The 20,650-nt window shown below is 68.9% G+C and carries 20 protein-coding genes; 7 read left to right on the forward strand and 13 right to left on the reverse strand.

Annotated elements, in window-relative coordinates:
- Nucleotides 1-11: 11 nt before the first annotated feature.
- Both ACFU5O_RS08690 and ACFU5O_RS08695 read right to left on the reverse strand, forming a co-directional pair.
- Complete coding sequence (locus ACFU5O_RS08690) at nt 12-404, reverse strand: cupin domain-containing protein (RefSeq protein WP_384238113.1); 393 nt, start codon at nt 402-404, stop codon at nt 12-14.
- A gap of 86 nt (nt 405-490) precedes the next feature.
- Nucleotides 491-1,342 carry a prepilin peptidase gene (locus ACFU5O_RS08695; RefSeq protein WP_384238115.1) on the reverse strand — a complete coding sequence of 284 codons (852 nt, stop codon included), beginning with the start codon at nt 1,340-1,342 and terminating at the stop codon, nt 491-493.
- A 102-nt stretch (nt 1,343-1,444) separates the two neighbouring features.
- On the opposite strand from ACFU5O_RS08695, the gene ACFU5O_RS08700 reads away from it, so the two are divergent.
- Entirely contained in the window at nt 1,445-1,801 is a 357-nt protein-coding gene (locus tag ACFU5O_RS08700; RefSeq protein ID WP_384238116.1) for a DUF192 domain-containing protein, read from the forward strand.
- A gap of 18 nt (nt 1,802-1,819) precedes the next feature.
- Here ACFU5O_RS08700 and ACFU5O_RS08705 read toward each other — a convergent pair whose 3' ends face one another.
- The 5 genes from ACFU5O_RS08705 to ACFU5O_RS08725 all read right to left on the reverse strand — a co-directional run bounded on the left by ACFU5O_RS08705 (nt 1,820) and on the right by ACFU5O_RS08725 (nt 7,012).
- Nucleotides 1,820-2,605 carry a hypothetical protein gene (locus ACFU5O_RS08705; RefSeq protein WP_384238118.1) on the reverse strand — a complete coding sequence of 262 codons (786 nt, stop codon included), beginning with the start codon at nt 2,603-2,605 and terminating at the stop codon, nt 1,820-1,822.
- 92 nt (nt 2,606-2,697) lie between these two features.
- Complete coding sequence (locus ACFU5O_RS08710) at nt 2,698-3,765, reverse strand: aminoglycoside phosphotransferase family protein (RefSeq protein WP_384238120.1); 1,068 nt, start codon at nt 3,763-3,765, stop codon at nt 2,698-2,700.
- Nucleotides 3,762-4,895 carry a hypothetical protein gene (locus ACFU5O_RS08715; protein ID WP_384238122.1) on the reverse strand — a complete coding sequence of 378 codons (1,134 nt, stop codon included), beginning with the start codon at nt 4,893-4,895 and terminating at the stop codon, nt 3,762-3,764. Before ACFU5O_RS08715 ends, ACFU5O_RS08710 begins: the two co-directional genes overlap by 4 nt.
- A gap of 159 nt (nt 4,896-5,054) precedes the next feature.
- Entirely contained in the window at nt 5,055-5,426 is a 372-nt protein-coding gene (locus tag ACFU5O_RS08720; protein ID WP_384238124.1) for a hypothetical protein, read from the reverse strand.
- The gene (locus ACFU5O_RS08725; protein WP_384238126.1) at nt 5,426-7,012 is read right to left on the reverse strand and encodes a polymorphic toxin-type HINT domain-containing protein; all 1,587 of its coding nucleotides are present in this window, start codon (nt 7,010-7,012) and stop codon (nt 5,426-5,428) included. Before ACFU5O_RS08725 ends, ACFU5O_RS08720 begins: the two co-directional genes overlap by 1 nt.
- Nucleotides 7,013-7,286: 274 nt before the next feature.
- Here ACFU5O_RS08725 and ACFU5O_RS08730 point away from each other — a divergent pair, with 274 nt between their 5' ends.
- The 3 genes from ACFU5O_RS08730 to ACFU5O_RS08740 are packed head-to-tail and all read left to right on the forward strand — an operon-like array spanning nt 7,287 to nt 10,413.
- Entirely contained in the window at nt 7,287-9,299 is a 2,013-nt protein-coding gene (locus ACFU5O_RS08730; RefSeq protein WP_384238128.1) for a hypothetical protein, read from the forward strand.
- A gap of 12 nt (nt 9,300-9,311) precedes the next feature.
- Nucleotides 9,312-9,935 carry a hypothetical protein gene (locus tag ACFU5O_RS08735; RefSeq protein ID WP_384238130.1) on the forward strand — a complete coding sequence of 208 codons (624 nt, stop codon included), beginning with the start codon at nt 9,312-9,314 and terminating at the stop codon, nt 9,933-9,935.
- A 28-nt stretch (nt 9,936-9,963) separates the two neighbouring features.
- On the forward strand, nt 9,964-10,413 hold the full coding sequence (locus ACFU5O_RS08740) for a DUF3592 domain-containing protein (RefSeq protein WP_384238132.1): 450 nt from the start codon (nt 9,964-9,966) through the stop codon (nt 10,411-10,413).
- 4 nt (nt 10,414-10,417) lie between these two features.
- Here ACFU5O_RS08740 and ACFU5O_RS08745 read toward each other — a convergent pair whose 3' ends face one another.
- Together ACFU5O_RS08745 and ACFU5O_RS08750 are read right to left on the reverse strand one after the other, a co-directional pair.
- The gene (locus ACFU5O_RS08745) at nt 10,418-11,479 is read right to left on the reverse strand and encodes a hypothetical protein (RefSeq protein ID WP_384238134.1); all 1,062 of its coding nucleotides are present in this window, start codon (nt 11,477-11,479) and stop codon (nt 10,418-10,420) included.
- Nucleotides 11,480-11,498: 19 nt separating this feature from the next.
- Nucleotides 11,499-13,952, reverse strand: coding sequence for a hypothetical protein (locus ACFU5O_RS08750; protein WP_384238136.1), 2,454 nt, complete (start codon nt 13,950-13,952; stop codon nt 11,499-11,501).
- Nucleotides 13,953-14,436: 484 nt separating this feature from the next.
- Between ACFU5O_RS08750 and ACFU5O_RS08755 the strand changes: the two genes are divergently transcribed.
- From ACFU5O_RS08755 to ACFU5O_RS08765, 3 genes are read left to right on the forward strand one after another with little or no spacing between them, the layout of a single operon-like run.
- Nucleotides 14,437-16,929 carry a Tox-REase-5 domain-containing protein gene (locus ACFU5O_RS08755; protein WP_384238138.1) on the forward strand — a complete coding sequence of 831 codons (2,493 nt, stop codon included), beginning with the start codon at nt 14,437-14,439 and terminating at the stop codon, nt 16,927-16,929.
- A 55-nt stretch (nt 16,930-16,984) separates the two neighbouring features.
- On the forward strand, nt 16,985-17,701 hold the full coding sequence (locus ACFU5O_RS08760) for a hypothetical protein (RefSeq protein WP_384238140.1): 717 nt from the start codon (nt 16,985-16,987) through the stop codon (nt 17,699-17,701).
- Nucleotides 17,698-18,225 (forward strand): hypothetical protein, encoded by a 528-nt coding sequence (locus tag ACFU5O_RS08765; protein WP_384238142.1) that lies wholly within the window; start codon nt 17,698-17,700, stop codon nt 18,223-18,225. The genes ACFU5O_RS08760 and ACFU5O_RS08765 overlap by 4 nt, the downstream gene beginning before the upstream one ends.
- A 195-nt stretch (nt 18,226-18,420) precedes the next feature.
- Here ACFU5O_RS08765 and ACFU5O_RS08770 read toward each other — a convergent pair whose 3' ends face one another.
- From ACFU5O_RS08770 to ACFU5O_RS08785, 4 genes are read right to left on the reverse strand one after another with little or no spacing between them, the layout of a single operon-like run.
- A complete protein-coding gene (locus ACFU5O_RS08770) occupies nt 18,421-19,074 on the reverse strand; it encodes an OmpA family protein (protein WP_384238923.1) in 654 nt (217 codons plus the stop codon).
- Between the two features lie 8 nt (nt 19,075-19,082).
- Complete coding sequence (locus tag ACFU5O_RS08775; protein ID WP_384238143.1) at nt 19,083-19,679, reverse strand: hypothetical protein; 597 nt, start codon at nt 19,677-19,679, stop codon at nt 19,083-19,085.
- Nucleotides 19,680-19,711: 32 nt separating this feature from the next.
- Nucleotides 19,712-20,368, reverse strand: coding sequence for a pilus assembly protein TadG-related protein (locus ACFU5O_RS08780; protein ID WP_384238144.1), 657 nt, complete (start codon nt 20,366-20,368; stop codon nt 19,712-19,714).
- A complete protein-coding gene (locus tag ACFU5O_RS08785) occupies nt 20,368-20,610 on the reverse strand; it encodes a hypothetical protein (protein ID WP_384238146.1) in 243 nt (80 codons plus the stop codon). Before ACFU5O_RS08785 ends, ACFU5O_RS08780 begins: the two co-directional genes overlap by 1 nt.
- Nucleotides 20,611-20,650: the final 40 nt, after the last annotated feature.

Raw genomic sequence — 20,650 nt, forward strand, 5'->3', positions numbered from 1 at the left:
ACGCCCGAATGCTAGAGGGCATGGCCTGTCGTGCTGTCCACATGGCCGGGGATCTCCCCCTCGTGGCGGTCCCCCGTCGACACGGTCCCCGACGGCTCGAACATCAGGATCGAACCGCCCGGCGAGGACGGCTTGTGCTCGGTGCCCTTCGGCACGACGAAGACATCACCCTCGCGGAGCTCGACCGTGGTCTCCGCCCCGTCGGCGGTCCGCATCGCGATGTCGAAGCGGCCGTCGAGGACGAGGAAGAACTCGTCGGTGTCCTCGTGCACATGCCAGATGTGCTCCCCGGCGGTGTGCGCGATGCGGACGTCGTAGTCGTTCATGCGGGCCACGATGCGCGGACTGTAGACGTCGTCGAAGGAGGCGAGTGCTGCGGTGAGGTTGACGGGCTCGGTGTCCATGAGGCGAGTCTGCGGGCGGCTCGGAGCGATGTCTTGTACGCCTGTGCGTGGGTGCTTGCGTAGGGATGTGCGCGCACCTGGCGGCCCTACGCCGCCAGCGCCCCCAGCAGCAGCCCGATCAGCGCCCCCGAGATCATGAACGGTCCGAACGGGATCGCCGTCCCGCGGCCGGCCTTGCGGAGGACGACCAGACCGAGCCCGTACAACGACCCGAGCAGAAATCCCGCGAAGGCCCCCACGAAGAGCACTCCCCACCCGTACCAGCCGAGCGCGACCCCGAGCGAGAGCGCGAGCTTCACATCGCCGAAGCCCATGCCGTTCGGGTTGATGAGGAAGAGCACGAAGTACGCGGCGCAGAGGCCGAGTCCGCCGAGCAGCGCCCCCGTCCACGACCCGGCCGCCCCGGGCACCAGCGCGGCACCCCCGAGCAGCACCGCCGCGGCGCCCGCGAGCGGCAGCGTAAGCGTGTCCGGCAGCCGGTGGACGTTGCGGTCGATGAGCGCGAGCAGTACGGCGACGGGCGCGAGCAGCACCCAGACGGCGGCCTCCGGCCGCGGTCCGGCGGCGGCTGCGAGCGCGCCGCAGACGAGTGCGGTGACGACGGGCACGAGGACGGAGGGCCGGTACGGCACCGGCTCGCCCCCCGTCATGGCGCCCTCCGCCGCGGCCTGCTCCGGGCCGGAGGCAGCGGCCGTTGCCGTGGCCGGTGCCTGAGCGGGGGCCGGCACCACGGACGCGGCGCAGTTGGCACACCGGGCCGTGCCCAGCCAGCCGTTCACGGGCCCGAGGATCGGATGCCCGGCCGGGCACGCGTCCCGCCACCCCTCCTCCGGCTCGACGGACAGCCGGTAGGCGGCGCGCGGCACGAGGGCCCCTGCCCCGGCGCCCCAGGCGGCGGCAACGACGATCAGCGCGACGACGACGTACCCGTACTCCACCCACCCGACCCTAGAGCCGTCCCGCTCGCCGGTCATGGGCCCTGGGGCCCACTCACCGTCATCCAGGGCCCACGGCCGCGGGACCGGCGCTACGGTCTGTCCATGGGCATCTGGCATGACAGCAAGGGCGAGTTGAGGATCCCCGGCCGCGAGCAACCGGTGGATCTGGTGATAGCCGCGTCGTACCGGGCACGGTCCCGTGGTCTGCTCGGCAGGGACGGCATCGACGGCGCGATCATGCTGACACCGGCGAACAGCGTGCACACCTTCCGGATGCGCTTCACCATCGATGTGGCGTATCTGGACAAGCGGTTGCGCGTCATCGACGTCCGGACGATGAAGCCGGGGCGGCTGGGCATGCTGCGGCTCCGCTCCCGCCATGTGCTGGAGGCGGAGGCGGGGGCGATGGCGGACTGGGGAGTGCGACCGGGCGTACAGCTGGCGATCGAGCCCCGGTAGCTCCCGCCCCGACAGCTGTTACGGCAGCTTGGCCGCCTGCTCGGCGAAGAGCGCGGCCGGGACCTCCGGGGTCCTCGCGTCGATGAAGTTCGCGGTGTAGAAGGTGGCGACGCTCGCCCCCTTCCGTACGACGTGGAGGACGAGCGGCACCTTGGCCCCGTCCACGGCGCCCGTCACCTGACAGGCGATCGCGTCCTCGCCCGCCCGCGGTGCCGGGAGCTGCTTCACCTCGGAGTAGGTGGATGCCCCGTCGCCGCCGCCATGGGTGGTGAAGCCGGCCGCGCAGGCGGCCACGGCGGTACGCAGGGACTCGAGCACAGCGCCGGCGGAACCGTTCGCGTGGGAGGTGAGGATCTCCGTGACGACCGTCTGGGTCTCCTTGCCCTCCTCCGACTTGTCCACGATCGTGCGGTAAACGGTGGCGGCCGCCGCCGGCTCGGGCGCGCCGTTGATGAGGGCGGCCAGCGGCTCGCACCCGGGCTTGTCGGCCTTCTCCGTACCGGGGTCCTCGCCGCCCTGCATGGGCGTGACGACGAGGCCGGGTACGTCACCGGTCGCGAGGGCCGCCTTCGCCAGCTCCGCCTTGCTCAGCGTCCTGCCGCTGCTCGGCTTCTCGTCGGCGGGCGGGGCGGCGGGCTCCGTGGACGGCTTCGCCGACCCGCCGGGGCTGACCGACTCTGCCGCCCCCTTGGCGGGCCTGCCCTTGTCGTCGCCCTCGCATGCGGTGACGAGTCCCATCGTCATCGCGGCGGCGACGGCTGCGATCGCGATGCGCCGTGCCGTACCCGCGGTCCCCGTGATCATCGCGTCCCCATCTCCTGTGTGGCCCACCACCGGAAGCTAACAACGGTCCTCGTGGCGGCGCATGGGCCCAGGGACCCATTCCGCATCCGCCTTCATGTGTCGCGCACGCTCGGCGGGGGTACCGGTCCGAGCCGCCGCCGGGCCGGCATCCGTTCCCGCAGCTCCGCGCACAGCCGTCCGGTCCGGGTGAGGGTGCCGCGACCGCCGCCCTCGCGGGTCATGTCGGCCACGGCACCGAGCCGGTGCAGCAGCCGCTGCCGGGCCGTCACCGTCCCCCATCTCCAGTCCTTGCGGGCAAGGCGCGCCAACTGGTCGGTGCTCCCGCGCTGCGCCCGCTGGACCAGCGCATCGCCGCGAATGAGCCAGCCCGCACAGGCGTCGGTGAGGTCGCCCGTCACATCCGTGCCGGTGGCGGCGCGCCAGGCACGGCGGTATGCGGCTTCCGCGCGTGCCAGTTCGGGCTCCCGCACGGCGGTGACGCACCAGCAGGTCGGGAATCCGATGCGCACGTAAGCGAGTTCCGTCAGCCCGTTGCCGAGCGACGCCTGCTCGAAGTCGACGAAGCGGATGCCTTCGGGAGTGTGCAGGTCGTTGCCGGGACAGGGGTCGCCGTGCAGCAGTGCGGGCGGGCACCCGGTGTCCTCGCGCAGCCGTTGGACGAGCCGGCCGAGCTCCTCCTCCACCCCCGGCGCCACGGCGGCGCCGAGCGTACGGGCCAGCCGCAGGAACGCCTCGACGTCGCCCTCTCCGGGCCCGCCCCACGCGGGCAGGCCGGCAGCAGCGGGACGCGCACCGAGGGTGGCGGCTCCGTGCAGGCGGGCGAGCGCCTCCGCGTAGGCGACGACCCATCCCTCTGCCGGACGCCGGTGCTCGACATGTTCGAGTACGAGGACGCGGGCGACGGGATCCGCGCCGAGCAGCCGGGGCACCACGGGCGGGTCGACGCGGGAGGCGAGCCGTAACGCGGCCACCTCGCGGGCGTAGCGTTCGTCGGCGCCGTCCTTGTCCCCGTCGCCGGCGGCCAGTTGCTTGACGACGGCCGGGGTTCCGTCCAGTTCGACGTGCCAGACGTGCGAGCGCGGGCTGCTGCCGATGGCGCGGACCCTTCGCGGTGTCCCCAACTCGCCGCGCAGCCGTTCTCCGAGAGGCAGTCGCGTCACGGTGGCCCCGATCCGAGAAGTGTGAACGCCCCGTACAGACCGGAGGCGACGGCGAGCAGCCCCGTCACGGCCACCGACCAGCGGGTGCGAAGCCGGGCCAGCGCCGCGGCCGGGGGCAGCAGCAGCGGGAAGGCGGGCATGATCAGGCGCGGCCGGGATCCGAAGTAGGCGGCCCCGATGAGCGAGATCACGACGATGCCGATCCCGTACACGAGCACGGGCAACGGCTGGCGCTGCCGCACGCACAGCCACACCGCCCAGCCCAGCAGCCCGAGCGCGGCGATCAGCCCGATCCCGGCGAGCGGGTTCGGCCCGGTCAGCTGCTCGCCGACGAAACGGGCGAGCGCGAGTCCGCCGTCGATGTTGTTGCCCCAGGCCGCCTGGACCTGGAAGTACGCGGTCGGGCTGCCCTCGCGTACGGCCACGAAGACCACGTACCCGAGCCAGCCGAGCGGCGCGAGCAGCACACCCGCGGCCATCCGCCAGGTCGGACGGCCGCGGACCAGGTCCACGATCGCGGTGATCCCGATGGCCGCGACCAGCGCCGCGGCGGACGGCCGGGTGAGCCCGGCGAGCGCGCAGAGCGCACCGGCGATGATCCAGCGGCCGTTGAGCACCGCGTACAGCGACCAGGCCGCGAGCGCGGTGAACAGGGTCTCCGTGTACGCCATGGACTGCACGAACGCGGTCGGGTACACCCCCCACAGCACCGCGAGCAGTACCCCGGCCCGCTGTCCGGCGATGTGCGTCCCGACGGCGTAGACACCCCAAGCGGCAGCGAATGCCGCCACCCAGGCGATCACGAGCCCGGCCGTAGCCGTGTCGACCGCCGGCACGATCTCGGAGAGGCCCCGCTCCAGCGCGGGCAGCAGAGGGAAGAAGGCGAGGTCGGAATGGACGCTCCCGTCGGGGAGCGTCACTTCGTACCCGTAGCCGTGCGCGGCGATCCGGACGTACCAGACAGCGTCCCAGCGGCCCTGGAGCCGGTGCAGCCCGTCCTTCCCGGTGACCGCGGCGGCGATCGCGAGGATCACCACGCCCGTCAGCCGCACGGCCGCGTACCCGAGGAGTGCCGGTGCGGCGGGGAGAGCGCGCAGGCGGACGGACAGGGGGTGGGGCTGCTGGGACATGCGGTCGATTATGACGGGCGGACCGGCCGGGCCCGGTCCCCCGGGCCACCGTGGACCGTCGAGGCCGCCGGGCCCGGTCGCCGTCATCGCGGGGCGCGATTCCTCCCGCGCGACGACGACGGCACCTTCCGACGGTCTCGTACAGGCACGGCGCGACGGTCAGCCCGAAGGCCGGATCTTCGCGAACTTGGCCGCCATGACCGGGCCGAGTTGCCGGACGATGTCGTTCCCGGGCTGACCGGGGTAGGGCAGGTCGTTCAGGAACGACGTCACGATGACCGCGTCGACCTCCGGCACCCCGCGAGCGCTCTGCTCCTCCAGGAAGTCGAGAGTGCGGCGCCAGTCCGGCACCTCGGACTCCTCACCGAGGAACGCCAGGACGGTCTCCTCCACGACATCGATGAAGAACACGTGCGGCAGAACGCCGTGCTCGTTGAACACATGGGCGTCGTAGGTGTCCTCGAAGTCGGGGATCGCGGCGACGAGGTCCTGCACCAGTCGCACGTCCGGAGACACATCAGAGGTCGTCATCAGCAGTCCAGTCCGGGGTAGTTCTTGTAGCCCTTGTACTTGCCCTCGATGGCGTCGTCGAGGGCCTGGATGAGTGTCCTGGCCAGTCGCTCGTCCTCGGGCGTCCGGATCAGCGGTTCCTTCCGCCCGCCCTTCCTCGGCTTCCACTCGGTGTCGGTGAGGAAGTTCTTGAGCGAGTCCCTCATCTCCTTCGCCTTCTGCACATGGTCCCTGCCCTCGACCTTGGGGCCGCCCTTCGCCTCGTGGTCGGCCGCCGCCATCGCGCTTCCGTCACCGATCTGATCCGGGCTGCCCACCCCCTTGTAGAGGGTGTTGATGATGTTCTGCAGCTTTCGGTGCTCGGCCGTCGGCTTCGTCGCGCCGTCGTTGTTGTGGACCAGGATCCCGCTGGCCGCGGCGACGACATAGTACGTGTGGACGTCGGCGACGGTGAGGTCGTGCGTGGTCTGCCGTTGGGTGAACCGGGAGACCGCGACCACGGGCAGCCCCAGCCCGTTCTCGCTGCGCAGTGTGGCACCGGTCCGGATGTCGCCGGCATCGAGCCACCGTCGCTGGTCGGTGACCCAGAAGGGGTGGGTGTCGGTGACGGTGACGACGGCCGGGCCGCCGGACGTACGGACGGTGAGCCGGGTGAAGTGCTTGTCGTCGTAGGTGGTGATGGCCTGCTCGACGGGCCGGGCGGTGGTACGGCCCGTGTTCGGCTCGGTCGCCAGGACCTCGTCGCCGACCTGGACCTTCTCGATGGCGACGCGGCGGCCGTCGGCGAGCAGGACGGGCGTGCCGGGCGGGAAGCTGTGCCGGGCCGGGCAGGTCGTCGGCTTGTCGTCGGGTTTCTTCTCGTCCGGTTTCTTCTCGTCCGGTTTCTTCTCGTCCGGTTTCTTCTTGCCGGGGTCGTACTTCTTCTTCGCGTCCTCGAGTGCCTTCTCCGCGTCCTTGACCCGTTTGCGGTTCTTGATCAGCCCCTTGAGGCCGTCGTAGAGATCCCCGCCGTGCTTCTTGAGCTTCTTGATGAGCTCATACGCCTTCTTCCACTTCCACGGCGCCCCGTACTTCGCGGCCAGTTTCCCGACCGCACCGCCGATCAGGCTGAGCAGCACATTGACGAGGGTCTCGGTGCAGGCGCCCATGTCGCCCTCGGTGATGCACTTCAGCGCATCGGTGATCCCGAGCTCCTCGGCAAGGATCTTGCCCAGCTCCTTGGCGGCTTCCTTCGCCTTGTCCGAGTCCGACTTCTCGGCGGCCTGGGCGTCCTGAAGCTCCTTCAGCGCCTTCTCGTAGTCGATCTGCTCCTGCGACTTGGGAGCGTCACCGTTGCTGCCGCCGGTGTCGGACGCGGGGTTGCCGTCGGCGGTGCCGTCGGCCTGGGCATCGTCACCTCCGCCGCCACCGCAGTCACCACCGCCGATGCACTCCACCTGCGCCACGATCTTCTGCGTCAGCTCGGCACCGATCCCCGTCGCCACCAGCGCACCGACGATCGCCACCACGACCAGAACGAGTCCCAGGTACTCCAACGCACCCTGACCACGGTCCCGGCCACGGCGCCGACGCAGCCCGAGCAGCCGCACCTGCGTCCGAGGCCCCATAGCTCGTACCCGTCGGCGAACGCGCCGCACAACCCCCGCTGGTGACATGCAAGCGACGCTAACCGGCCATACGGCCGGGCGTCATGGGCCCGGGGGCCCATAGCGGGTCCCAGATTCCTTACGCGCCCGGCCAGTTGGAGCGCCGGTGCGGTTGGGCCCCGGATTGGGGCCGAGGGCCCACGCCAGAGAAGGCCGGCGCTCATACGCTCACGCCGCGCAGGCAGCACGGATGGCGGATGACTGCAGGGGCTTCGGAGACAAGAGAGGTACGGCCGTGAGCGGTGGCGGGGCATGGGGCAGCGGAGACGGCAGCGGATACGGACGTCCCGGGCCCATACCACCGGGGCGCCACGGTCCCGGCGACTCAGGACGCTTCTTCTCCCTGGTACGCAGCTGGGCCGCGGCCGTCCTCGTGTACTTCGCCTGCGGGCTGCTCTTCGCCAAAGCCCTCCTCGAACCGCTGGCCAGCGTCGAACGACTCGAGACCTTCGGCTGGCGACTGGCTCTGCTGCATGTGCCTGGCATCCTCACCATCACGCTGACCGTGCTGGTCGCTGCCCGCGTCCTCCCCGAATCGCAGCGCGAGTCCACTGCCACCCGCCTGCTCGCCGCCCTCGCCGTGCCCGTCGCCGCCCTCGTCCATGGCTACACGGTGTCGTGGGACTTTCTCGCGGCGGAGGGCATGTTCATGCCCGTCGTGGCGCTGGCCACCGGCGCCGCCGCGGGTCTCGCGTTCGACCGCCTGATGGAGGGGCGTGGATCCGACGGCGACGCCCCGGCGGCGTATCCGTACTCCTGGCGTGACCGCGGTGCCACCGCCCTCGAGTACCTCGGCGTGGTCGTCGTGGTCGTCGCGCTGATCCTCGCGGTGTCCGCTGCGGGCGTCGGCGGGCGCGTCGGGGACCGCATCCGGTGCGCCATCACCTCGCTCACGGGCTCCGGCGGCGGCAACTGCGCCACCGGGCCCGACAACACCGCGAAGCCCAGGACGGACGCCGACTACGAGCCGAAGCTGTGTCAGGTCTCCAACGTCTCCGACACGGCGGGCGGCAAGGTGAAGATCGGCTGGTTCGAGTGGGGCGAGGAGTACGGCTTCCAGCAGAAGGTCGCCCAGGCGAACACCGATGTGAACGGGGACGGCACGGTCGACGGCAACGACAAGCTCGTCTACCTCACCTTCACCGACGCGGCCTCGGCCGGCGTCAATGCCAGCACCCCCGGCGTGAAGCTCGGCAAGCTGGGCAAGGCCGATGTCGACCTCGGTGGCGGAATCAAGGTCACCAACGGCGACACCTGGGTCTTCAAGAGCGAGGAGGACGCCGAGAAGATGCGTGACGACATCGAGGAAATGAAGATGTGGGAGACCTCGATGAAGCACAGCGGCGCGTACGGCGGTGGCAACTGGTACGCCGCCAAGGAGTGGGCCGAGAAGAAGGAAGCCATCGAGAAGCAGATCGGCGACAAGAAGATCTCGTACTCGACGATCGGTCTTTACGCCCAGGCGGACGGCGGTCTCGGCATCAGCGCGGGCGACGACACCAAGCTGGGCGCCAAGCTCGGCGGCAAGGCGAAGTTCTCGCCCGACGTCACGATCAGCAAGGACGACGTCAACGGCAACGAGTCGTACACGTACACCGCCAAGCTCGAGGTCGAGGGCAAGGTCAGCGGCGAGGCGGGACCGCTGGGCGGCACGGCGGGCGCGAAGGACTCGTACACCGGCGCCATCACGGTCACCCGCGACCAGAAGACCGGCAAACTGGTCCGTATCGACATGACGAAGACGTTCGAGGGCACCCAGACGTCGGACAAGACGGACGTCAGTCATGACAACGGCAAGAAGGACGACGACAAGAAGAAGGGCAAGGGCAGCGTCAACGACACCTCCGGACCGACCGGTATCGAGGTGCAGACGAACTCGATCGTCTTCGGCAAGGAGACCGACCGGACGACCGAGGACAAGCGGGCCGTCGCCGAGAAGTGGCTCGACGGCTCCGGGAACAACACCGCCCCGTTCGAGTACATGTTCGGCGACGAATCGCTTCAGAAGAAGCCCGAGGGGAACGCCCCCTTCGAACAGATGATGTTCCAGGACGGTCTGTCGAGTGCGATGAACTACCACGGCGAGATCGACGCCCAGGAGTTCGGCTTCGAGATCTCGCTCGGCATGAGCCTCGGGTTCTCCATCTCGGACGAGCACAAGAAGGAGACACTGACGGACGCCCGGTTCCTGGGGGCCCCGCAGGGCGACAAGCGCTCCTACCTGCCGTACAGCTACTGCGCGAAGTAAGGACGTACGACGATGAAGCACTCACGCTCCAGGTCCGGCCACCGCTGTCGCCCCGGCCGCCGGGCGCTCACCGGCTGGGCGTCCAGCGCCTTCTCACTGACCCTGCTCACCCTGCTGTCCGGCTGCGGCGGAGGCGCCGGCGCCGCGGCCGTCCCCGACGGCTGGGACACGCTCGACACCAAGAGCGTGACCGTCGCCTACCCCGGCGCCGCGGGCTACCAGGAGCAGCCCGCCTCCGAACGCAGCAAGCACAATGCCGCGGTCGCGCTCAAGGAGGAGGGCGGGCTGCGGACCGGCATGGTGTCCGTCCAGCTGAACTTCGCCACCGGCGTCGACGACGCGGAAGAGGCCGCCACGGCCGCCGGCGCGGTCATCGGCCTCGGGGCGACCCGTCAGGACACCGCCGACGTACGGCTGAACGGCGAGGAGAGCGCCCGGCAGGCCCGCCGTATCGACTACGAGTTCACATCGAGCGGCGAGCAGCGGACCCCGGAGAAGGGCACGCGCATGACCGGTGTCATGGTGGCCGGGGTCGACTCCAAGGGCGTCCCCTTCCTCGTGCGGATCAACACGGTGAAGGACGCCCTGACCGAGGACGAAATCGATACCTTCGTGGAGTCGATCACCGTCAAGTAGCCCACGTCGCGGCGGAAGGCAGGCAACGATGCAGATCCTCCCTGGTGGCGGAGCCACTTTCCTGCTGCTGCTCGGCCTCCTTCTCGGCGCCTTCGCCGTGCGGTCCGCCCTGCGGCTCCGCCGTGTGCTGTGGCTCGTACGGCGCGGCGAACACACCGAGGGCCGGTGCACGAAGCGCCGCACGGTCGACCGGGGCCCGGGGACGGACCGCCGCTACGCCACGGAGTACGTCTTCGGATTCCGTACAGGCGACGGCCGCGACGTCGAATTCACCGACACCGCCCCCGGCCCTTTCGGCTTCGAGGTCGGCGCCCCGGTCCGCGTCTCGTACGACCCCGTCGCCCCGGACAAGCGGGCAACGGTGGCGGGGCCCGGCGCCTGGGGCCCGGTGCTGCTGCCCGCCGCCTTCGCGACGGGCCTCGGGGTGTTCGCGCTCGGGCTGCTGTACGGGTTCGTCGCGGTGCGGGGGTGGGTGTGAGCGGCTACCGCCGTGCCTGTTCCCGGATCTCGGGCGGCACGGATTGGTCGGCCGCAATCCTGTCCAGCGCCTCACGGCTACCCGGCAGTTCGTCCACAGCCCACAGCAGACGTACGGCACTGCCCGCCCCGAAACCCCGCCGCACGTACGACTCCGCCAGATCGGCCGCCCACGGGGCGGCAGCCTCCAGCGCCCCGGCGGAGTGATCGACCAGCCAGTCGAAGACGTCCTCTGCGAGCCACGCCGCGATCCGCGCGGTCCACCGCTCCGTGAAGTCCTCGTCATCGGCGTCAAGGCCGAGCAGCTCGCACTCGCGCCGCGCCTCGGCCATCCGCTGCCGGGTGACGAGCCGCGGCGACGGCATCAGGTCACGCACCACGTTCCGGATGTCGAGCCACTGTGGACGCTCGTCCCAGTCCTCGTCGTAGTCCCCGTCCCATTCGGGCGGGGGCTCCGGGAAGTTCAGCCGGTCATTGGGCAGGAGGCTCAGCAGCAGCGCCCTGACCTGCGCGAAGGACTCCGGCGCAGCGGGCAGGCCGCTGACCCACCGCCGGGCGGGCTCGGGAAGCAGCGGCTCCTCGTCGTCCCCGACCGGCTCGGCCGCCCGCGCCTGATAGCAGGCCCGGCGCAGCCGGAGCAGCCGTTCCCGGGCGAGGAAGCGAGCGTACTCGTCCACCGAGTCGTCACCCACCAGCCGCAGCAGCGCCGCCTCGCCGTGCGGGGCCCCGACGTCGTACAGCAGCCAGACGGCGTCACTGACCACCGGCGCGGTACGCACCCATGACTCGGCCAGCTCCGCCGCACGGGCAACCTCGCCCGCCGGCAGCGACGGATCGCTCTCCAGTCCGCCGCGGACCGACCGGAACAGCCCGTGGGCGCGACCGGTCAGCTTCTCCCACGTTCGGTGTGCCGCGAAGCGCTGCCGTTGAGCGTCGGTGAGGGGCAGATCCGGCTCCCCCTCGGTCTTCTCGTAGAGCTCCCAGAGCTCTTCGGTCCAGCCCGTGGTGGGCGGCGGCAGCTCCGCGAGCACCTGGGCGAGGTCGTCCAGTTGCCGCCGCACACTCATGAGCCGGCCCGTCCTTTCGTCAGGAGACACCCAGGTATTCCATGGCTGTCTTCGGATCCTTCATCTTGCCGGACCGGATGGCCTCGGCCTTCTCCGCGTCGGACTTGCCGTTCCAGGCCGCTTCCATCCGATTGAGCTGGGACGGCGACACGTCCTGTCCCGCGATCCGGGCACCGACGTTGTTCTTGGCCATCTCCTGCGCCGGGTTGCCCGGCGGCCGGACCTTCGGCTTGCCTTCCCGCTTCTCCGTCTTGCTCTGCTTCTTGTAGTTGAACTGTTCGAAGATCTGAGTCCACTTGTCGGTGCTCTCGATCTCGTAGCGTGCCTGCCGGCCGGGCTCCTTCTTCTGCCATTCGCCGAGCCGCTTGACCTGCTCGGGGAGGGACGGCTGCGTGGTCGCGTTGGCCCTGTTCTTGACCTCGACGACGTGAACCTTGCCGTCCTTGCCGCGGTAGGCGACATCGGCGTCCGGGATTCCGGACACGTCGATCGTGCCGCCTTTGCCGTCGGACAGTTCGCCCCTGTGCTTCGGGTTCTTCGCAGTGTCGCCGGGGCCCGAGTAGACCGTGGTGCCGTCCGCCGCCTCGTTCTCGGCGATCCTGCGGGTGGCGTTGGCCTCGGCCAGGTTCTCCGCGAGCTTGTCCTTGTTCGGAGAGTTCAGCACCTTGTACGCCAGCTTCTCGCGGCTCAGGCCGTCGATGTTCTTGCGTTGCACCAGCTTGGTGACGTCGTCGAGCGCGTCGGCCGCCTCCTTGCTCGTGTACTCCTTCTGGTCCCACATGGAGTCGTCCTTGGCCCGGGCCAGGAAGTCGTCCAGCGCATTGGACTGGACGTGCACGTCGTCCTTCTTGGCCTGCTTCAGCACCTCGCGCAGGACGTCGGCGCGTGCGTTGAGGGCCTCTCGCTCGGCCTTGTTGGCCTCGACGACATCGTCGTCGTCATCGCCGCAGGTGTTCGTGCCCGTCCGGACGATCCCGCCGGCGGCTCCCCCTTGGTAGACGGCCAACATCGCCCTCGTCGCGCCGCGCGGGCCGCCGGTGTTCGCCGCGGCCGGCTGCACCGAGGCCAGCGCGAGACCCTTGCACTGCTTCTTCTGGTCCCGGTCGGCGATGCGGCGGGCATGGTCGGCGTGCTTCTGTGCCTCGTCGGCGTGTTTCAGGGCCTGGTCGAGGTCACCGCGCTTGGCTTCCTCCTTGGCCTTCTGCGCGGACTCCGCGGCCCGGCCGTTCGGCGTGTCCGGGAAGTCCCTCTTGCCGCCGAGGTCGCCCAGCTTCTTGAACTTCTTCAGGCTCTTGGGGCTGAAGATGCCGATGACGCCGAGGATGGTGTTACCGGTGGACGCCCCGTAGTTGCCCTTCTTCCAGTTCTCCTTGTCGACGAACATGTCGACGGTGAAGTCCTTGGTGAAGCTCAGCCCGCCCGTGAAGGCGTCCCATGAGGCGCCGAGCTTGTCGCCGTTCTTCCACTTCTGGCCGACGCTGGGACGGTTCTTCTTCCACCAGTCCTGGCTGTAGTTCTCGAGACCTTCCCAGGTGTCCTCGATGGTCTTCTTCGGATTCGCGGCGAAGGCGACCGTGTCGTTGATGAAGCCGACCGTGGGCGCCATGACGAAGCCCCGGGCGTGGTCCCAGAAAGTCCTGTCGTGCCGCTCCTCGGGGATGATCGGCTCGGTGCCGTCGTCCTTGAAGTCCTCGGGGTCGACCTCCCGCTCCAACGGGCCCGGCGCGACGGGGATCCTGTCGTCGCCGCTCATCGTGCCGAAGTCGTTCTCCTCGACGAGATCACCGCCGGAGGAACCGCCCGTGGCACCGCCGGAGCCACCCGTACCGCCGGAGGAACCGCCCGTACCGTCGCCCTCGGCCGGCCCGGCTTCGGTGTCACCGCCGCCGTTCGTGCCGCCGGTGTCACCGCCACCGCCGCAATCCCCGCCGCCGATGCAGGAGACCTGCGCGGCAATCTTGTTGGTGAGCTCCGAGCCGATCCCGGTCGCCACCAACCCGCCGATGATCGCCGCGACCACCAGGACCAGACCGAGGTACTCCATGGCCGTCTGGCCCTGATCACGCCGCCAACGGATCATCCGCTCGATACGGAACGGCCGCGGCCGCTTCCTCTCGTCCGGAGCCAGATCGAACCATGCGCGCACCTCCGGCATACGCAGCAGCACGATCACCGCGATCGGGATCACCGACTGACTGAGGCCGCGGTAGTCCAGGTGAAGGAGGGTGACGAACGCCAGCCACAGGAGCCACCCCTGGACCACGATCAGCCCCCGGCTGACCCACAGCCCGCCGCGCCAGGCGCGATGCGCCAGGTAGGCGCCGATGACGCTGGGCAGCGAGTCGTAGAGCAGGATCCCGAACAACTCGCCGTTGTAGTACGTCACCATTGACAGCACCGTCAGGACGTACAGCGCCGTCAAAGCGACCTGGAGCCATTGCAGACCCTGCACCCAGAACAGCTGCTGGGGCATCGGTGCGCGACCGCGAACGGACGCATCCGAGATCTCACCGCCACCTGCGCCCCAACTACTGGCAAACGTACTGGACTTCACACTCGCCGCCTGAGCCGCCGTCTCGGCCCAGCCCCCACCTGCACGATTCATTTTCGTACGCTATTGCGAAATCCAGTCCGCAGGCATGGGCCCCAGGACCCAAAGTTTCACAACTCACCGGATGCTCCGCCATGTTGTCGACAAAGCACCGCTGTCCCGCGAGCGCCACCCCGGCCCGCCCCGTGCGAACCAGTGGTGTTCGAGGCTCAAGAGCTCGGGGCATCCAAGGCGTGAAAAGCCGGGCGGGGCTCTCCACGGATCACAGTGAAACCGCCTTCCAGATGACTGTGAGTACTCCTTGGGCCCGAGGTTGGGTCCTCGGGCCCAAGACGTCGCTCTGTGCTCAGCCATAGCCTGATCGGTCTTCACTTCTCTTGCTGTCAGTACCGGTTGGGGTCAACACATGTCTGTGTCCGGCGGCATACCTGCATACGGAGGCGCGCCCACGTCCGGCGCGGGGCGGCGAGCACTGCCGCGCGAGCTCCGAGTGGTACATGTGCTGGTCCACGTCCTGTTCGGCGCCACGGTACTGGGCGGACTCGGCCTGCTCGGCTCCGCTCTCTCCGCCGATGCCATGGACGGCCTTCTCCTCGGGCTCGTGCTGTACGGAGCCGCGCCCGGAGTGGTGGGCTGGGTGCTCTCCCGCCGCATCTGGACCGGCGGCAAAGGCGTATGGACCGGTCTCATCGCGGTGCAGGCGTGGCTGATCCTGGGCGGCGTGGCCAATATCGGCGACGGGTCCGGACACGGCTTCGCACAGCTCTTCCTGCCTGTGCTGATCCTGCTCTTCCTGATGCAGTCGGACAGCCGCGAGTGGTTCGCGCTTCCGGAACAGGAGCGGGTGGACAAGCCCGAGTTCTCGCTGTCCCACATGATCGCTTGGCGGCGCGACCGAGGTCAGACCGCGCTGGAGTACCTCGGCCTGGTCCTGATCGTCGTCGCGATCATCGGCGGGCTCGTCGCGACGGGGATCGGCCAGGAACTGACGTCCAAGATCAGCGCCCAGGTGTGCCGGATCGGCGGCGGCTCGGACTGTGGTGACGACGGCACCACCACCGTGGAAGCCGGTGACGACGAGGGCACCGAAGGGACCGATGGCTCAGGCGATCCAGGCGATGCGGACACCGGCGGGTCCACGGGTGGCTCGACCACGACCGGAGGCACCACCGGTACCGGTGGTGCCTCCGGGATCGGCGGTTCGACCGGGAGCACTGGGGGCTCGGCAGGGACCTCAGGGACCGCAGGGGCCACCGGTAGCGCGGGTGCGACGGGTGGGGCGGATGGCGGCCCAACCGGCGGCACAGGCGGCAGCTCGACCGGAAACGGCGGTGCCACGGGCGGGACGAACGGCGGCACCAGCGGCGGACCCGATGGCGGAACAACCGCCGGCCCCAACGGTAGTGGTGACACCTACCCCGAGACCCACGAGGAGCCCGAGGCGGCCTACGACGTCCCGGCCTCCGCCACCGACGAGTCCGAGGCCGGCGACGGGGGCGACAAGGGTGACGAGGAGGACTGCGGCGGCTGGGGCTTCTTCGGCTGTGCCTGGGACCGCGGAACCCAGGTCGTCAAGGGCATCTTCGTCGACGGCATCGGCGGTGACATAACCGGCATCATCGACCTCTTCAAGCCCGAAACCTGGTCCGGCATGGCCGACTACGGCAGCCAGCTCGGCGACCAGTGGACGGAGGACTCCAAGGACGCCGGCGAGAAGTGGGACAACGGGGACTACCTCGGTGCTCTCGGCGACTGGGGCGGCGCCTCGCTCAACACCGTGGTGAAGGTCGGGGACGACGTCTTCGTCGGCGACGAGGTGCGCGACCGCTGGAACAACGGCGAGAAGACCCGGGCCGTGACCGACGTCGTCTGGAACGTCGGATCGCTCTTCATCCCCGGCTACGACGTCGCGAAGGTCGTCGGCAAGGTCGGCAAACTCGGCAAGTTGGGCAAGATCGCCGAGGAGGTCGCCGAAGCAGCCGGCGACGCGGGTGAGGCCGCGAAGAAGGCCCGCAAGGCCGCCGACGCCGGCGACGTCGACGGCGCCCGCAAGGCGGCGAAGGAGGCCGACGAAGCGGCGGACGAGGCCGAGGAGAAGGCTCGTCGGACGGGCTGCACCATAGCCTCCGGTCCGCCGCCACGCCCCGGGTTCGCGGGCGTGGCGGGATCCGGGACCGGCGTCCTCGCGGGAGGGCCACCGGACCGGGTGATCCTGGCCACTGAGGGCTGCGACACGGAGGCCAAGGCCAAGGCGGAGGCGGCGCGCAAGCAGGAACGGGAAGCATGGACGGCCAAGAAGCGCGCCGAGGAGAAGGACCGCGCGGCCAAGGCCGCGGCGAAGAAGAAGCCTTGGCCCGACCCGAAGAAGAACGACACCTCCGACCCGCGGAACTACAACGACCCCGACTGGGCCGACGACCTGAACGACCCGGAACTCGGCTCGGCCGACAAGGGCGACGGATACTGGGGCAGCCGGGACCGTAACCCCAAGCCCAACTGGAAGAACGAGTCGTGGCTCCGATACCAGGAGCAGATCACCGGCACGCAGCGCGGCAAGGAGTACATCGTCGCGCATCCCAAGGAGGGCAAGTCTCCTGTGGAGTACGACGGCTGGGACTCCAGTAGGCAGACGTTCCTCGAGGCCAAGAACGGCTACAAGAGCTACCTCTCGAAGTCGAAGAAGGGCACGCTGACCAAGTCCGGCAAGGACAAGTTCCTCACCGAGGCCCGGGGCCAGATCGCCGCTGCCGGAGGTCGTCCCATCGAATGGCACTTCTCCGACCCGGAGGTGGCCAAGGCGGCCCGAAGGGCCTTCCAGGACGCGCGGCTGCCGATCAAGGTTATTCACACGAAGCAGAAGCCGACAGGCGGTACCAGGAAGCCGGAGGCGTTCGGTTAGCGTGACCGGAGCAGTAGCGCTGGGCACCGAGGACGAGAAGCCGAGGAGACAGGACATGCGACGAGTGGTTCGGGGCTTCTGGGGACCCCGGCAAGAATCGGTCGAGACGCTTGCAGGCCGGTGGCAGCTGACCGTGAACCGCCTCACCGAGCTTCTCCCTACGGCCGATTCGGTCGGAGCCAGTGCCTGGAGGTGGCAGCAGATCCACATGTCCGGGCCTGCCACCGAATTCCGGCCGGACATGGACCCCCTGAGCAACGCCCTGCGCGCCGCGGAGGCAGCCGATGACTGGTCGGACCAGGTTGGTTTCCCGCTTCACCTGGTCGCCGCGGGTGTCAAGGGCTGGGAGATCGACGTCAGCGGCAATGGAGGTGGCATCTCACCGTTCCTGCTCCAGTCGATAGTGATCGCCATCGAATCACCGGACGCTGCCGGAACCCCGGACTCCGAACTCCTCACCCTTGTCGCCGATGTGTGGGAACCGGACTTCGGCGACGTCAGCGACTACGACGTGATGGACGCGCTGGAGGACGACGCCGGCTTCAGCGTGGACGATCCCGCCGTCGGCTGGGTCGGTTACCTCTCGCCAAGGCGCGCAGCCCTGGTACCGGCCGGCATGACGGCCGTCCGCAAAGAGCTGACCGGCGGAGGAGCCCTGCTGGAGATCGCATCACGCGAACACACCGAAGCCGTGGTCCAGGCCAACCTGCGGCTGCGGGACGCCGGCGCGCTCCAACCGCTGCCCCGCCCGATGGACCGGGCCGCGCTGTGACCGCCCGGGCCGGAGAGACGTTCGACACCGGCCGGGCCGCGGCCGATATCGAGGCACTGCTGGCCGAGCCCGTACCCGCGACCGGTCCGACGGTCGCTGAGGGGGATCCGGTCGCCGGGGAATGGACGGTGACCAGAGGCGCCGGCTTTGTGATCATTCCGCTCTGGGAAGGCGACAGCCTCACAGGGGTGTACGCGCCCGAGTGGAATGACGTGGAGGAGGCTGCCGAAGGTCATCTCGCCGACCTCGTCCAAGAACTGGACCGCCGATGGGGCACCCATCGACCGGTGGGCATGCGCGTGCCCGTCTTCCGGAGCGCCGAGAACGAGCCCATGCCATCCATGTTCCAGGCACTGTGCGACGAAGACCTTCTCGGCGACCTGGCTGTGTGGGGACCTGTGCCGACCGACTCGGCCACCGACGGTCCCTGGGTCGCGGTCTCGCTGAACCAGTCCGACGGCGACGCCCCGATGATCATGGCAGCGGTCGTCAGCGACCGGCCGATCGTCGAACTGGAGGAGTAGCGGCCACTGTGCCGGCCTATCCGCTGTGCACGCACCGCGGGGCCCGTCGACACCCGGTACCGGCCTCGACGGTTGCTCGCGGGGCCGAGGCACCGGACTGCGGATCGTCCGTCGGTGGACCGACGGTACCCAGGACGCAGGGGGCGGACCACCTGCCACGAGGTGGTCCGCGCTGCGTCAGCTGGACTGTTGAGCCTAGCCGCCCTCGCCCCGTGGGAAGGAGACCTCCACACGACGGTTCTTCTTACGGCCCTCTTCGGTGCCGTTGTCGGCGATCGGGTACTGCTCGCCGTAGCCGCGGATCTCGAAGGTGATCGAGGTGGAGCCAAGCTCCTTGTTCAGTACTCCCTGCACAGCATCGGCACGCTGCTTGGATAGCACATCGCCATGAGCGTCGGAACCGAGGTTGTCGGTGAAGCCGAAGACGCGCACCTTGGTGGCACTCTGCTTCTTGATCTCGGCGGCGATGGCCGCGATCCGGGCATTGGCAGCGCTGCTCAGCTTCGCGCTGTCCTTGCCGAACAGGACCTCGGCTTGAAGCGCAAACTTCACGGTCGAATTGGTTTCTTCTCGGCGCTCCTCGCCACCCTGGTCCTCGACGACCTGAATGACATCAAGGACCTTGGCGGGGGCCAACGTCGCACCATCAGGCATCCTGAGATCGGGATCCTGGCCGTCCACCTCGACCGGCGGCTTGGCGGACGCCTCGGTACCAGGTGGCACGCTCGGGCCGTCGTCGGCAAACGCGACACCGGGACCGAAGACACTGGTGACTGCCAGGACTGCCAGCGACGCAACAGCGGTTCCCGCCGCACGCGACGGCTTGGGACGAGAACAGGTGACCGTCATTTCAGCCATCACCCGGCGATCTTGATGGTGGTGTTGGCGAAGGTCGGCAGAGTGAAGTCGACTTCATTCGTGCCGGTCGGCGGAGCCGGGAACTGCATGAAGACAGGGGCCGACTTACCGGCAGCAATCGGTCCGATGCCGGTGGTGCAGAGGCAGCGCCCATCAGTATCCCGGAGGATGTAGTAGCGCTTCTTGCCGGCCTTGTCCACCAGTGCGGCACCCGCGACCGAGTTGGGATTCTTGGCGACGATCAGACTCTCGGCGCCCTCCCAGCCGCTCGAGTTGCGAATCTCATCGCCCTGATTCTTGATCTCGCCGCTGACAGTGACGAACCCACCCGAGTCACGTTTGGCTTCGTTGATGACGAGCAGCAGGTCTCCTTGCCCGCGGATCTCGGCGAGCTTCACATTCGGGTCTACCTTGTCCCCGGCAGCAGTGTCCCCCTTCGATCCCCCGCTACCGGTCGATGTGGACGACGATGACCCTGTCTGTTGCGACTTGTCGTCATCGCCCCCACCGCAACCTGTACCGAGGAGGGCCAGCGCTGCCGTCATCGAGGCAGCCAGCGCTGCCCGCCGGACCTTCGTAGTACGCCGAATGCTCATTGGATATCGCTTCCTCTACTCGTCGTTCGCCATCAGTCGATCAGGTGCACAGCGAAGATCTTCTCCAACTGCGGCAGTGGAAGAGGGTCCTCGGGATCGATGATGAGGTCTCGCCCGTCGCACTCGAACGTGACGGGCCCAGGCTTCTCGTCCTCTTTGGGCTCGGTGTCGTCCTCACCTGGATCGCCCACAGGCTTCAGATCGCATCGGAACTCGACGACAGCTGTGGCCTTCGCTGTACCTCGCCCGTCTTCGGATCCACTGATCAGAGAATTCTTGACGGCGTAGCGCGTCTTGACCTCAACGGTGAACTCGTCGCGAAGGAAGCCAGGATTCCGACTGCAACCGCCGTCCCCGCTGCCATCGAGGTCCATGACATCGGACCTGTTCTTGGAAGCGAAGTTCTCAGCCTGTGCACACGCGGCCTCGGTCCCAAACTTCTGGCCGTCGAAGAAATCAGCAAGACCACCAGGTAGGAGGATCGCCTCGAGAAGACCGGGACCCATCTGGTCGCGCGCGTCTTGAGCGGCGGCGAGTGCAGCCGCATCAGCGGCTCCCTGAGCTCCGTTGCGAGTCGCCGAGGCCTGGCCGACAGCAAAGAAGGCGAACGCAAGGAAGAGCAGGCCCGCCACCATCACTACATAGATGGGGAAGGCCTGCCCTGCATCGTTGCGCTTGCGAGCAACCATCAACCAGCCTTGATCGAGTTCACCAGGCCCTCGATGCGGCCCTTGATCGCGGTACCGATGCCCGACGCCGCGATACCACCGATGATCGCGACGACCACCAGGATGATGCCCAGGTACTCGAAGGCCGTCTGGCCCCGGTCCTTGGTCTCGTAGCGCTTCTGGATCCTCGTGACGGCGGTGTTCGCCCAACCGTTGACGCGGACCTGAGTGTTGACGGCGGCCTTCAGCATCGTGTTGTTCATGATGTTCCCCTCCGGGTCCGGCCGACCGCTTGCCGGCCGA

The sequence above is a fragment of the Streptomyces sp. NPDC057445 genome (assembly GCF_042802855.1).
In the GTDB taxonomy this organism is placed as follows: Bacteria; Actinomycetota; Actinomycetes; order Streptomycetales; family Streptomycetaceae; genus Streptomyces.

Bases quoted from the DNA above. Each gene is read 5' to 3' on its own strand.
- ACFU5O_RS08690 (WP_384238113.1), bottom strand. From the start codon at position 404: ATGGACACCGAGCCCGTCAACCTCACCGCAGCACTCGCCTCCTTCGAC.
- ACFU5O_RS08760 (WP_384238140.1), top strand. From the start codon at position 16,985: ATGCGACGAGTGGTTCGGGGCTTCTGGGGACCCCGGCAAGAATCGGTC.
- ACFU5O_RS08780 (WP_384238144.1), bottom strand. From the start codon at position 20,368: ATGGTTGCTCGCAAGCGCAACGATGCAGGGCAGGCCTTCCCCATCTAT.
- ACFU5O_RS08705 (WP_384238118.1), bottom strand. From the start codon at position 2,605: ATGATCACGGGGACCGCGGGTACGGCACGGCGCATCGCGATCGCAGCC.
- ACFU5O_RS08740 (WP_384238132.1), top strand. From the start codon at position 9,964: ATGCAGATCCTCCCTGGTGGCGGAGCCACTTTCCTGCTGCTGCTCGGC.
- ACFU5O_RS08785 (WP_384238146.1), bottom strand. From the start codon at position 20,610: ATGAACAACACGATGCTGAAGGCCGCCGTCAACACTCAGGTCCGCGTC.
- ACFU5O_RS08720 (WP_384238124.1), bottom strand. From the start codon at position 5,426: ATGACGACCTCTGATGTGTCTCCGGACGTGCGACTGGTGCAGGACCTC.
- ACFU5O_RS08775 (WP_384238143.1), bottom strand. From the start codon at position 19,679: ATGAGCATTCGGCGTACTACGAAGGTCCGGCGGGCAGCGCTGGCTGCC.
- ACFU5O_RS08755 (WP_384238138.1), top strand. From the start codon at position 14,437: ATGTCTGTGTCCGGCGGCATACCTGCATACGGAGGCGCGCCCACGTCC.
- ACFU5O_RS08735 (WP_384238130.1), top strand. From the start codon at position 9,312: ATGAAGCACTCACGCTCCAGGTCCGGCCACCGCTGTCGCCCCGGCCGC.
- ACFU5O_RS08750 (WP_384238136.1), bottom strand. From the start codon at position 13,952: ATGCCCCAGCAGCTGTTCTGGGTGCAGGGTCTGCAATGGCTCCAGGTC.
- ACFU5O_RS08715 (WP_384238122.1), bottom strand. From the start codon at position 4,895: ATGTCCCAGCAGCCCCACCCCCTGTCCGTCCGCCTGCGCGCTCTCCCC.
- ACFU5O_RS08770 (WP_384238923.1), bottom strand. From the start codon at position 19,074: ATGACGGTCACCTGTTCTCGTCCCAAGCCGTCGCGTGCGGCGGGAACC.
- ACFU5O_RS08725 (WP_384238126.1), bottom strand. From the start codon at position 7,012: ATGGGGCCTCGGACGCAGGTGCGGCTGCTCGGGCTGCGTCGGCGCCGT.
- ACFU5O_RS08745 (WP_384238134.1), bottom strand. From the start codon at position 11,479: ATGAGTGTGCGGCGGCAACTGGACGACCTCGCCCAGGTGCTCGCGGAG.
- ACFU5O_RS08700 (WP_384238116.1), top strand. From the start codon at position 1,445: ATGGGCATCTGGCATGACAGCAAGGGCGAGTTGAGGATCCCCGGCCGC.